This is a genomic window from Pseudofrankia coriaricola (assembly GCF_032027725.1).
In the GTDB taxonomy this organism is placed as follows: Bacteria; Actinomycetota; Actinomycetes; order Frankiales; family Frankiaceae; genus Pseudofrankia.
Map to the genome: position 1 here is coordinate 50,912 of NZ_JASNFO010000021.1, position 12,096 is coordinate 63,007.

Below are 12,096 nucleotides of genomic sequence, written 5' to 3' on the forward strand. Positions count from 1 at the left end.
CCCGGCTTGCGTCCCACTGTGACTAGCCTTCCGGCATATCCAGCCCAGACTGAAACGAGTTCTAGTTTTGCCGTGGCGGGCGCCCGAGGCAAGCCAATCCGCGAATATCGCCCTCGCCCTCGCCGACGGCACCCGAGGGCCGGACCCGGACCGGCTCGGATCCGTTGCTCACATCCGTGCCTCGGCCCAGGTGGCGATGGCCGGGGGACGGATAGCGTCGCCGCGTGCCAGGCCGGTTGTTCTCGACGCTTCACCGGCCGGCCCGTTCCGGCGTCCGGTGCGCCTCGGCCGGGATGGCGGGGTGAGCGCCGCCGACGCCGCGATGCTGGTCGTCGCCGGCGTGCTGGCCGGGATCACCGGGACGGTGGGGCTCGCGTCGCTGGTCTCCTACCCGGCGCTGCTCGCTGTCGGGCTGCATCCCCTGGACGCCAACGTCACCAACACGGTCGCGCTGGTCTCCATCGCCGTCGGCGCGGTCGCCGGCTCCCGGCCGGAGCTCTCGGGCCAGACGCGGCGGGTGCTGCGGTACGGCGCGTTGACGCTGCTCGGCGGCTCGGCGGGCGCGGTGCTGCTGCTGGCGACGCCGCCGGGGGCGTTCACGCTGGCCGTGCCGTGGCTGATCGCGGGGGCCGCGCTGCTGCTCGCCCTGCAGCCGCGGCTGGTGCGAAGGCCGGCGGGCGTGATCGACGAACGGGGGCTCCCGGTGAGCGCCGCGGTGCTCGGCGTGGGTGTCTATCTCGGCTACTTCGGCGCCGGCGGTGGGGTGGCGCTGCTGGCCGTGCTCGCGCTGGCGCTGCCGGAGCCGCTGGCGCGGGTGAACGCCGTCAAGACCGTGTCCGGCGGGTTCGCGAACCTGCTGGCGGCCTTCGCGTTCGCGCTCGTCGCCCCGGTGCACTGGGCGGCGGTCGGGGCACTCGCCACCGGGCTGCTCGTGGGCGGCGCCGTCGGACCGGCGATCGTCCGGGTCCTGCCGGCGAAGGCCGTCCGGCTCGCCGTGTCCGCCGCCGCCCTATGCCTCGCTGTCAGCCTCGGGGTCAACGCCTACGCCGCCGGGTGAGGCCGTCAGCCAGCCCAGGGCCGTCAGCCGAGAGCCGTCAGGTCGAACAGACGGGGGTCCGGGGTATCGCCCACGGTCAGGTGGCGTAGCGCGCGGCGCTCCACGAGCCGGCCGAGGTAGTAGGCGGCGAGCTCGACGATGACGCCGGTCTCGTCGTCCAGGACGAGGTCGAAGCGCTGTGCGCCGTCGGCGAGCCCTTCAAGTGCCGTCGGGCGCGGGCCGGGGCGGGGCGCCATGGTCAGGCGGGTCGAGGACCGGCCACCGGCCTGGACCGGCGCGACCAGCCTCGGCCGCAGCCAGGACAGCAGTAGCCAGGGGCGGACGAGCAGCTGCTCCCGCACGACGAGGCCGGGCCGGCGAGGCGGGTCCGGGGCGCTGATGGTCCCGGTGCCGCTGATGGTCCCGGTACCGCTGACGGTCCCGGTACCGCTGACGGCCTCGCCGCGGCGGCGGCGCCAGTGCTCACCGACGACGACCGTCACCTCGTCCTCGTCGGGCCACTCGACCCGCAGCCTGCCGTCGGCGGCGAGCAGCCGGCCGCGGCGGACCACCGGGTCGGTGGCGTCCTCGCCGCGGGCGGGCGGGGCGGGCGCCGGCAGAAACGCCGCCGGCACGGTCCCGGCCGGGACCCGCGAGGCCGCTCCCCCGCCGCCGAGGCCGGGCGTTTCCGCGTCGTCGAGGTCCGCGGCCCAGGCGTCGAGGATCGACTCCCAGTCGGAGCCAGGCCTGCCCCAGCCGCCGGGGCCGCCGCCTGCCGCCGCGCCCCGCCCGCCGCCTGTGGCTGGTTCGTCGCGGGTCCTGGTCTCGAGGTCGCGCGCGAGCGCCGCGCGGCGCGCGTCCGCGAGGGTGCCCGGGTCATAGCGGTGCACCAGCTCGGCATGGATGGACGGCCATCCCTCGCCGCACGCGACCATCACAGCCAGCGCGTCACCCAGCGACCTCATGTCGTGATGTTGACACAGCTCGCCACGAACTGTTGGTCGTTTGTTCACGGTAGGTCTCCGTGCCCCGGCTGGCTGGCCCGCCCGAGCCAGGTCGCCCGCGGCGCGGTACGCCCCACCAGGCCCGGGGCCCGCATCAGTCGGCGGCTCAGTCGGCGGGGATGAGGCGGACCTGCATCTCCTTGACGCCGTTGATGAAGTTCGAGCGCAGGCGGCGCGGCGCGGCGGTCGGCACGACCTGGGCGACGCGGCGGGCCAGCGTCCGGTACATGATCTCGATCTCCAGCTGCGCGAGGTGGCGGCCCAGGCAGAAGTGCGGGCCGCCGCCGCCGAAGCCGACATGCGGGTTCGGGTCGCGGCCGATGTCGAACGCGTGCGGGTTCTCGAACACCGCCTCGTCGAAGTTGGCCGCCGTGTAGTACATGATGACCTTGTCGTTCTCCCTGATGAGCTGGCCGGAGAGCTCGACGTCGCGGGTGGCGGTACGCCGGAAGCCCATCACCGGGCTCGCCCAGCGGACCATCTCGTCAGCGGCGAGACGCGCCATCCGGTCTGGGTCGGCGCGCAGCCGCTCCCACTGTTCCGGGTAGTCGATCAGAGCCTGCATGCCACCGGAGATCGCGTTCCGGGTGGTCTCGTTACCGGCGACCATCAACAGAATGAAGAACAGGTCGAACTCGAGCTCCGACAGTTCGTGGCCGTTCTCGTCCGGGACGACCAGCTTGCTGACGATGTCGTCGACCGGGCACCCTCGCTTCGCCTTGCCCAGCTCGTTGGCGTAGGCGTAGGCCTCCGCCGCGGCTACCACGCCCTCGTCGGGGGCCGGACTGAGCTCGGGATCGTCGGCCGCCAGCATCCGGTTCGACCATTCGAAGATCTTGTAGCGGTCGGCGTTCGGGACGCCCATCAGCTCCGCGATTACCACGAGGGGCAGCTCAGCCGCGCACAGCGCCACGAAGTCGCCGGAGCCGGCGGCCAGCGCCTTGTCCACGATCGTGTCGCAGGCACTCTGGATCTTGCCGGCGAGCCGGCCGACCGTGCGCGGCGTGAAGCCGCGGTTGAGCAGGCTACGCAGCCGGGTGTGGTCCGGCGGGTCCTGGTTGACCATCATCATCTGCTGCTCGGCCAGCCGCTCGGGGTCCTGCTCGTTGAGAAAGCAGGTCTGCCTGTGCGACGAGAAGATCTCCGGATTGCGGGAGACGTACGTGACGTCGGCGTGCCTGGTCACCGCCCAGAACCCGTCCGGCAGCTCGTGGTCGGCGTGCCGGAAGACCGGGGCCTCGGCCCGCAGCACGGCGAACTGGTCGTGCGGGACACCGGTGACGTACAGATCGGGGTCGTAGACGTCGATGGTGTCGAGGCTGATCTGCGATGCCATGGGGACCTCCGGGTGCGGCACAACCGGCCTGACGAGGGCGGGCGAGGCGGGCGGGTACTGGGGGCGGCCCCCGCTGGGGCCCGCGCCCGCGGCGGCCGGCCGACGGTCGCGCCGTCGGCGTGGCCATCGCCGGAGCAGGTTCTCGCGGCCCGACCTGAGCACCCGTCAGGTCACGAGCCCTACGGGACTTTCAGTTTGGGACAAATTTGTAAAGTTGCCAACCCTCAACGCGCCTTTCAGTGAAGGGAAAATCTGTAAAGACGGGCAGGCGACAGGGTGGGCGGCCGGCGTCGAGGCCGCTCACCCCCCTCGCCCGGTACCAGAGACGCTCGGTACGTCACCCTTGACCACAGGTGGGCGGGAGGCCCGAGCCGCCGGGCCAGCCGGCGACGCCACGTCGTGGGACGACCGCCGGGGCGCGGGCCACCACCCAGCCACCGAGAGCACCGGCGTCAGGACACCCGTCGCCGGTTCCTCCCCGGCATCGCCTGGGCAGGAGCCGGCGACGGCAAGTCGGCCGGGCGGGTGGGGCCGCCCATTGGCTGACGGTCCATCAGGATTCGCGGTGGGACGGACCGGGCACCCGGCAGCCCCGCGGGCCGGCGGGCCGGCGGGCCCGGATCGCTCGGCATGGGTGAACGGGCTTCCGGCCGCGGGCGGGATCGGCGGGCTGAGCGGGACCCGCGGGATTGGCGGACCCGTGGAAAACGGGATCAGCGCAGCTGGTCGACGTAGGTGTCGGTGCCGGGCAGGGTCGGGATGAAGGGCGCGACGAGCTCAAGACGACCGGCGCCACCGGCCTCGGCCTCCTCGGCGGCTCCCCCGAATGCCTCGTCCCACACCGAGCCCGGGTCGGTCTCCAGGAACCACAGCACGGTCACCCGCCGGCCGAGCCCCTCGACCTGCTTGACGTAGGACATCCGGTTCTCCGGCAGCGGCAGCGGGGTGAAGTACAGGCCCATCGCGACGCCGGGCACGCCCAGCACCCGCGGCGCCCGCTCGGCCCGCAGCCACTCGAGGACCCCCGCGACCCCGGCGCCGCCCGGTTCGGCGGCCTCGGCCGGCGCGTCGATGACCTCCACCACCAAGCCCCGGTACGGGTAGTCGAGCGCGTGGACGTCACGCGGGCTCGACGGGCCACCCGGCGCCGGGGCGTCCCGGTAGGACGCCCCCAGGTAGCGCTGGAAGGCGGTGAAGATGTGGTCGCGGTCCAGGTAGACCCGCCCGTCCGGCAGGAGACGCTGATTGGTGGCCACCGTCCAGCGCATGTGCTCCTCCTGGCGGCCCCTCGTGATCCAGTAGACCGCGAGGTAGCAGCCGGTGGCGACCGGCTGGGCGATCGCGGAGTCGTGCGGGCGGCGCAGCAGCTGCAGGTCGCGGGTGGCGACCCAGCGGCGGCCGGCGAACATCCACGGCATCGCCATCGCGCCGGCGTAGAAGTGGTCGTCCTCGTACCAGCGGTTGTAGGCGTGCTCGTGGCCCAGCCCCGGCTCGACCATCGTGATCAGCGCCGAGCCGATCTCGACCGTGTACGGCCCGACCGCGGCGAGCCCCGTGTAGGCCGGGTCCGGGTCGGCCCACGCGACGGGCTCGGCCGGGTCCCTCGTCACGGTCGCCGGCTGGCCGGTCCCGGCGTCGGGAGTGGCCGTCCCGCCGGGCTCGCTGGTGGTCGTCATCGCGCCTGCCTCTCTCGTGGCTGGTCCGGACGGTCCTGTCGCTCGTCCGAGTCGTGGGCGTGGGCCAGCGTAGGCCAGCGTCGCACCGAGAATCTGTCGACCCGTCAGAAAATCTTCTACACTCCGGGTCCGTGACCTCGACAGACCCCCGGGCCGTGGGCGGGCTCGCCTACGGCATGCAGCTGCCCGTCCAGGCGCAGAGCGCGCTGTTCGCCGAGCCGTGGGAGCGCACGGCGGGCCCCGCGGAGCTGGCCGTCGTCGCCGCCGCCGCCGACGCGGCCGGCTTCGACTACATCGGCGTGTGCGATCACGTCGCGATCCCCCGCCGGCTCGCCGCCGCGATGAGCACCGTCTGGTACGACACCATCGCCACGCTCGGCTGGCTCGCGGCCCATACGACGCGCACCCGCCTGCTGTCCCACGTCTTCAACGTCACCTATCGGCACCCGCTGGTCACGGCGAAGGCGTTCGCCACTCTGGACGCCCTCTCGGGCGGCCGGGTGATCGTCGGCGTCGGCGCCGGCCACGTCCCCGAGGAGTTCGCCGCTCTGGGGGTCGACTTCCACCGGCGCGGCCAGCTCCTGGACGCGTCCCTCACGGACGTCGACGCGGCGCTGCGCGACGAGTTCGCGCTCACCGACCCGGCCGGCGGCGGCCTGGGCCAGGCACCCAGGCCCGTCCAGTCCCCGCGCCCGCCGATCTGGGTCGGCGGGTCGGCGCCCGCCGCCGTCCGCCGCGCCGCCCGCTACGACGGCTGGCTTCCGCAGGGCACCGCGCGCGGCGAGATGCGCCCGCTGGTGGAGCTGCTGGCCAAGGAGCGGGCCGCCGCCGGGATCGAGACCGCGGCGGCCGTCGGCGCCGTCACCGAGTGGCTGTACGTCGGCACGCCCGGCTGGGACGTCGACCGCCCCTGCGCCAGCGGCACGCCGGCCGAGCTCGCCGAGAACCTGCGCGAGTACGCCGCGATCGGCGTCACCCACCTGCAGGTGCGCTTCCCCAGCCGGACCCTGGCCGAACTCACCGACCAGATCACCGCGTTCGGTACCGAGGTCGGCCCGCTCCTCTAGAGGACGGGCTCACCTTCGGCACCAAGTCAGCCCGACGTCGACCGGACGGCCAACGCCAGTTTTCCACCGCCCCGCGTGGCCGCCGCCGCGGCCCTCTCCGCTAGAGGGCCAAAGGAGGTGCGAAAACGCTCCTCCTTCGCATCTCCGGAGGCCGCCGTCCCCGGAAGCATTAAACGGGCCCTCAGAGCAGGGCGGCGAGGGTGCGCAGGTGGGCCGGGTCCTTGACGCCGCCGACGAGAAGGGTCGTCACCGGGGAGTCGCGCCACAGCTGGAGGCGCTCGCGGATGCGGGCGGGCGGGCCGACGAGGGCGATGCCGTCGGCGAGGTCGTCGGGGACGGCGGCCGCGGCGGCGGCCCGGTCGCCGGCCAGGAAGAGGCGCTGGACCTCGGCGGCCTCGGCGGCGTAGCCGAGCCGGCCGATGAGGTTGAAGTGGAAGTTCGCCGTCTTCGCGCCCATCCCGCCGATGTAGAACGCGAGCGTCCACTTGACCATCGCGAGCCCGGCCGCGACGTCGTCGGTGACGTTCACCGTCACCGGGCAGGCGATCTCGAATCCGGCGGGAGCGCCCTCGAGCGCGTCGGCGTAGGCCTTCGGGCCGCGCTCGGCGTGGTAGAAGATCGGGACCCAGCCGTCGGCGATCTCGGCGGCGAGCGCGACGTTGCGCGGGCCCTCGGCGCCGAGGTAGATCGGGACGCGGCCGCGCAGCGGATGGACGATCATCTTCAGCGGCTTGCCGAGGCCCGTGCCGCCCGGGTACGGCAGCGGGTAGTGCGCGCCGTCGTTCGTCACCGGTTCTTCGCGGGCCAGCGCCTTACGGATGATCCCGACGTACTCGCGGGTGCGGGCGAGCGGTTGCGGGAATGGCTGGCCGTACCAGCCCTCCACGACCTGCGGCCCGGAGACGCCGAGGCCCAGGATCACCCGGCCGCCGGAGAGGTGGTCGAGGGTGGCCACGGTCATCGCCGTACAGGCCGGGGTGCGGGCCGAAAGCTGGATCAGGCCGGTAGCGAGCTTGATTCGGCTGGTGTGGGCGCCGTACCAGGCGAGCGGGGTGACGGCGTCGGAGCCCCACGCCTCGGCGGTCCACAGGGAGTCGTAGCCGCAGGCGTCGGCCTCCTTGACCAGCTCCAGCTGGCCGGGTGGCGGGCTCGCCGGCCAGTAGCCGAGGTTGAGGCCCAGCTTCAGGTCCGCGGTCATGCGTCCTCCTGTCGTCGCGTCCAGCCGGCCTGGCCCCTGGCTGACGGGCCGTCAGGAAGCATTGCGGATTTCTAGAACTCGTACTAGTTTTCGGGCGTCCGATCCAGTGAGCCAGGCCACTCGTCCAGCCGTGGCACGCGCGTGACCGCGACGACGCCAGGTCCCGGACGACACCGACCCCAGCGGCGCCGGGCGACCGGCGGACGGAGGCGACGATGCAGGTCCACGACCGGCTGTTCATCGGGGGCGCGTGGGCCGCGCCCGCCGGGACCGGCACCATCGACGTGGTCTCGCCACACACCGAGGAGACGGTCGGACGGGTGCCGGAGGGCACCACCGCCGACCTGGACGCCGCGGTCGCCGCGGCCAGGGACGCCTTCGACAACGGCCCCTGGCCGCGCATGTCGCCCGCCGAGCGGGCCGACGCCATCGGGCGGATCGCGGCCGTGCTGAACGGGAAGGCCGACGAGGTCGCCCGCACGATCAGCACCGAGATGGGCAGCCCGGTGAGCTGGGCGCTGTTCGGGCAGGTCTACTCGACGACGTTCGCGCTGGACTACTTCGCGAACCTGGCGCGGACGTTCGCGTTCACCGACGTGCGGGCGGGGATGCTCGGCCCCGCCCTGGTCCGCCGGCTGCCGATCGGCGTCGTCGGGGCGATCGTGCCGTGGAACGTGCCGCTCTACGTCACCGCGCTGAAGCTGGGCCCGGCGCTTGCCTCCGGCTCGACGATCGTGATCAAGCCGGCGCCGGAGACGCCGCTGTCGGCCTGGCTGCTCGCGGAGGCCGTCGAGGAGGCCGGCCTGCCGCCGGGCGTCGTCAGCATCGTGCCGGCGCACCGCGAGGTCGCCGAGCATCTCGTCCGCCATCCCGGCGTCGACAAGGTCAGCTTCACCGGCTCGACGGCCGCCGGGCGGCGCATCGCCTCGATCTGCGGCGAGCGGCTCGCCCGCTGCACGCTCGAGCTCGGCGGCAAGTCCGCCGCCCTGCTGCTGCCCGATGTGGACATCGAGGCGGCCCTGCCCGCGCTGCTGCCGGCCGCGCTGATGAACAACGGGCAGGCCTGCGTCGCGCAGACCCGCCTGCTCGCGCCCCGGGAGCGTTACGACGAGATCGTCGAGGCGCTCGTCGCCAGGGTCGGGGCGATGAAGATCGGCGACCCGCTCGACGCGGCGACCGAGGTGGGCCCGCTGGTCGCGGCGCGCCAGCGCGAGCGGGTCGAGGGCTACATCGCGGCCGGCCGGGAGGCCGGTGCCAAGGTCGCGCTCGGCGGCGGCCGGCCGGCCGAGCTGGACCGGGGCTTCTACGTCGAGCCGACCGTGTTCACCGAGGTCGACAACAGCATGAAGATCGCCCAGGAGGAGATCTTCGGTCCGGTCCTGTCGGTCATCCCCTACTCGGGGGTCGAGGAGGCGGTGGCGATCGCCAACGACTCCCGCTATGGCCTGTCCGGCTCGGTCTGGACGGCGGACGTCGAGGAGGGCCTGGAGATCTCGGCCCGGATCCGCACCGGGACGTTCAACGTCAACACGTTCATGCTGGAGAACGCGGCACCGTTCGGCGGCTTCAAGGAGTCCGGGGTCGGCCGCGAGCTCGGGCCGGAGGGACTGGCCGCCTACCTGGAGTACCAGTCGGTGAACCTCCCGGCCGGCTGGACCCCGCCGGCCCCGGCCCCCGAGACGGGCGCGGGCGCGGCGGGCGCGGCCAGTACGGACGGAGCGAGCACGGACGGAGCGGGCGCGTGAGCGGGGAGGGGACCGGCGCGTTAGCCGGCGCCGGTGGGGCCGGCCCGGACGAGGCGCCCGCCGGCGAGATCCTGCTGTTCCTGTTCACCCGCAAGGACGGCGTGTCCGAGGACCAGTTCCGCGACCACTACCTCGGCGTGCACGCCCCGATGAGCGTGGCGCACTCGACGGCGACCGGCCGCTACGTCGTGCGCCTCGTCGAGGGCGGCCACGGGCCGCTGCCGCTGGACGCGGTCACCGAGATCCACACCGAGTCGGTCGACGCGTTCGTCGACCCGGCCAAGGGCTGGGACTCGACGGAGAACTGGAAGGCCGTGATCGACGACGCGGCGAGCTTCCTCGAGGGCTTCCACATGTACCGCGTCAGCCGCGAGGTCCTGGTCCCCGCGGAGGCGGACACGGCCGCGCACCCCCCGGGCAAGGCGGCCGGGGTGGCCGATGCCGCCGCTGGCGTGGTGGGGGCGCGCGGACGCTCGCCCGGCGTCGTGCTCGCCCGGCTCTTCCTCACCGACGACACGGGCGAGGAGGCGGCCGACGAGCCGGACGGCCCGGACGCCATCCCCGGCGCCGTCCGCTACCGGGTACTCGACACGCTGAGCCCGGGCGCGCCGCCGCTGCACGCCGTCGATCTCGTGACACTGCCGGACGCGACAGCGGCCCGCTACCGTCCGAACACATATGTACTCGGCGAGTACGTGCAGAAATGGCCAAAGGAGGTGCGATGATGATCTTCCATCGCGTCTCCGGAGGCCCCCCGGACTCTAAGGAGGCCTGACGGGCCATGCGCACCAAGGCAGCGGTGATGTGGGGGCTGAACCAGCCCTGGACCGTCGAGGAGATCGAGCTCGACCCGCCGAAGGCCGGCGAGGTGCTGGTCCGCTGGCACGTCTCCGGCATGTGCCACTCCGACGACCACCTACGCACCGGCGACATGGGCGCCGGCACGCCGATCGTCGGCGGTCACGAGGGCGCCGGCGTCGTCGAGTCCGTCGGACCCGAGGTCACGAGCGTCGCCCCGGGCGACCACGTGATCTGTACGTTCATGCCGTCGTGCGGGCAGTGCCGCTGGTGCGCGAGCGGCCGCTCGAACCTGTGCGACCTTGGCGCGAACCTGATGATGGGCTACGGCGTGGACGGCACCGCCCGCTTCCACGCCCGCGGCCAGGACCTCTCGGCAATCTGCTTCCTCGGCACGTTCAGCGAGTACACGGTGCTGCACGAACGCAGCATCGTCAAGATCGACGACGACATCCCGATGGATGTGGCCGCGCTCGTCTCCTGCGGCGTGCCGACCGGCTATGGCTCGGCGGTCCACACCGCGAGGGTCGTCCCCGGCGAGACGGTTGTCGTCGTCGGCGCCGGCGGCGTCGGGATGAACGCGGTCCAGGGCGCGCGGATCGCCGGCGCCGAGCGGATCATCGCCGTCGACCCGGTCGAGTCCAAGCGGGACGCCGCCAAGATCTTCGGCGCCACCCACGCGGCGGCCGACCTGGACGAGGCGACCGCGCTCGTCCGCGACCTGACCCACGGGGCGATGGCCGACGCCGCGATCATCACCGTCGGCGTCGTCAAGGGCGACCAACACATCGCGCCGACGATGGCGCTGGTCTCCAAGGGCGGGCGGGTCGTCGTCACCGGCGTGTCGCCGGTCCAGGACAACGACGTCAAGCTGTCCCTGTTCGACCTGGCGATCTTCCAGAAGGAGCTGCGCGGCACCCTGTTCGGCGCGTGCAACGCCCGCTCGGACCTGCCGACGCTGTTCCGGCTCTACCGCTCCGGCCAGCTCAAGCTCGACGAGCTGATCACCAACCGCTACCCGCTGGAGGAGATCAACGCCGGGTACACGGACATGCTCGCGGGCCGCAACATCCGCGGCGTCATCGTCCACGACGTGAGCTGACGGAGGCGCACTCGATGTCCGACACCGCCGAGGCACCCTCCGGTGGCACGAGCTACGACCAGCTCGCCGGCGCGACGGCCGCGGGCGCCGGCGACGCCGACGAGTACCCCGAGGCGGCGAAGGGTGCGGCGGGCCCGCTGGGCCCCGTCGATCTTGTCGACCGGACGATCCTCGTGACCGGCGTGACCGGCCAGGTCGCCCGCCCGCTCGCGCTCGCGCTCGCCAGGAACAACACCGTCTACGGCGCGGCCCGGTTCAAGGACGCGGCGCTGCGCGAGGAGCTGACCGCGGCCGGGGTGCGCGCCACCCCCGCCGACCTCGTCACCGGCGAGCTGTCCCAGCTGCCCGAGCGGGTCGAGTTCGTCCTGCATTTCGGGGTCGTCAAGAGCAACCGCTGGAACGTCGACCTGGACGGCAACGTCGGCGGGACCCTGGCGCTCGCCGAGCGCTACGCCGGGATCGCGAGGGCGTTCCTGTACTGCAGCTCGGGCGCGGTCTACGCGCCCGACCACGATGGCGTGCTGGCGGAGGACCACGCGCTCGGCGACAGCCACGCCGTCTGGCCGTTCCTGCACACCTACAGCGTCTGCAAGATCGCCGCCGAGAGCGCGGCACGGTACGCGGCCCGCCGCTTCGGCCTGCCGACGACGATAGCGCGGCTGAACGTTCCCTACGGCCCGACGGCCGGCGGCCTGCCCGACTACCACCTGCAGATGATGGCCGCCGGGATGGCGGTGCCCGTCTACGGCGAGAGCGAGGCGGACGCGACACCCACCCGCTACCAGCTGCTGCACGACGACGACATCGCGGCCATGATCCCCGGCCTGCTGGCGGTGGCGGAGGTGCCGGCGACGGTCCTCAACTGGGCCGGGCCCGAGACGCCCAGCGTCCAGGAGTGGTGCGCCGAGCTCACGGCGCTCACCGGCATCCCGGCGACGTTCGAGTACACGAAGGCGACCCTGGGCAGCGTCGTCATGGACCTGACGACGCTGCACGAGCGGGTCGGCCGGGCGGGCGTCCCGTGGCGCGAGGGCCTGCGCGTCATGGTCACCGCCCGCCATCCTCACCTGCTGCGCGCCGACGCCGCCGCCCAGGCCCCGGCCTAGCGCCGCGGCGGTTCCCGTGTGGCGCCGA

At 73.3% G+C, this 12,096-nt stretch carries 10 protein-coding genes; 6 read left to right on the plus strand and 4 right to left on the minus strand.

The genetic code is table 11. From position 1 onward, the window contains the following. Positions 1–301 precede the first annotated feature (301 nt). Positions 302–1,057: a sulfite exporter TauE/SafE family protein gene (locus QOZ89_RS12710; RefSeq protein WP_312623849.1), complete on the plus strand. Its 756-nt coding sequence runs from the start codon at positions 302–304 to the stop codon at positions 1,055–1,057. A 23-nt stretch (positions 1,058–1,080) separates the two neighbouring features. Here QOZ89_RS12710 and QOZ89_RS12715 read toward each other — a convergent pair whose 3' ends face one another. From QOZ89_RS12715 to QOZ89_RS12725, 3 genes are all read right to left on the minus strand, one after another. Continuing rightward, entirely contained in the window at positions 1,081–2,001 is a 921-nt protein-coding gene (locus QOZ89_RS12715; RefSeq protein WP_312623850.1) for a hypothetical protein, read from the minus strand. Positions 2,002–2,146: 145 nt separating this feature from the next. After that, the gene (locus QOZ89_RS12720; RefSeq protein ID WP_312623851.1) at positions 2,147–3,376 is read right to left on the minus strand and encodes a cytochrome P450; all 1,230 of its coding nucleotides are present in this window, start codon (positions 3,374–3,376) and stop codon (positions 2,147–2,149) included. Positions 3,377–4,089: 713 nt separating this feature from the next. After that, positions 4,090–5,052, minus strand: coding sequence for a hypothetical protein (locus QOZ89_RS12725; RefSeq protein WP_198543455.1), 963 nt, complete (start codon positions 5,050–5,052; stop codon positions 4,090–4,092). A gap of 131 nt (positions 5,053–5,183) precedes the next feature. Between QOZ89_RS12725 and QOZ89_RS12730 the strand changes: the two genes are divergently transcribed. Then, the gene (locus QOZ89_RS12730; protein WP_241842103.1) at positions 5,184–6,119 is read left to right on the plus strand and encodes a TIGR03619 family F420-dependent LLM class oxidoreductase; all 936 of its coding nucleotides are present in this window, start codon (positions 5,184–5,186) and stop codon (positions 6,117–6,119) included. Positions 6,120–6,300: 181 nt separating this feature from the next. Here the strand turns inward: QOZ89_RS12730 and QOZ89_RS12735 are convergent, their stop codons facing one another. After that, a complete protein-coding gene (locus tag QOZ89_RS12735) occupies positions 6,301–7,317 on the minus strand; it encodes an LLM class F420-dependent oxidoreductase (RefSeq protein ID WP_312623852.1) in 1,017 nt (338 codons plus the stop codon). 215 nt (positions 7,318–7,532) lie between these two features. Here QOZ89_RS12735 and QOZ89_RS12740 point away from each other — a divergent pair, with 215 nt between their 5' ends. From QOZ89_RS12740 to QOZ89_RS12755, 4 genes are read left to right on the plus strand one after another with little or no spacing between them, the layout of a single operon-like run. Beyond that, on the plus strand, positions 7,533–9,062 hold the full coding sequence (locus QOZ89_RS12740; protein ID WP_312623853.1) for an aldehyde dehydrogenase: 1,530 nt from the start codon (positions 7,533–7,535) through the stop codon (positions 9,060–9,062). After that, a complete protein-coding gene (locus QOZ89_RS12745) occupies positions 9,059–9,787 on the plus strand; it encodes an EthD domain-containing protein (protein WP_312623854.1) in 729 nt (242 codons plus the stop codon). The genes QOZ89_RS12740 and QOZ89_RS12745 overlap by 4 nt, the downstream gene beginning before the upstream one ends. A 56-nt stretch (positions 9,788–9,843) precedes the next feature. Further along, positions 9,844–10,962, plus strand: coding sequence for an NDMA-dependent alcohol dehydrogenase (locus QOZ89_RS12750; RefSeq protein ID WP_071051752.1), 1,119 nt, complete (start codon positions 9,844–9,846; stop codon positions 10,960–10,962). Positions 10,963–10,976: 14 nt separating this feature from the next. Further along, on the plus strand, positions 10,977–12,068 hold the full coding sequence (locus tag QOZ89_RS12755) for an NAD-dependent epimerase/dehydratase family protein (RefSeq protein WP_312623855.1): 1,092 nt from the start codon (positions 10,977–10,979) through the stop codon (positions 12,066–12,068). Positions 12,069–12,096: the final 28 nt, after the last annotated feature.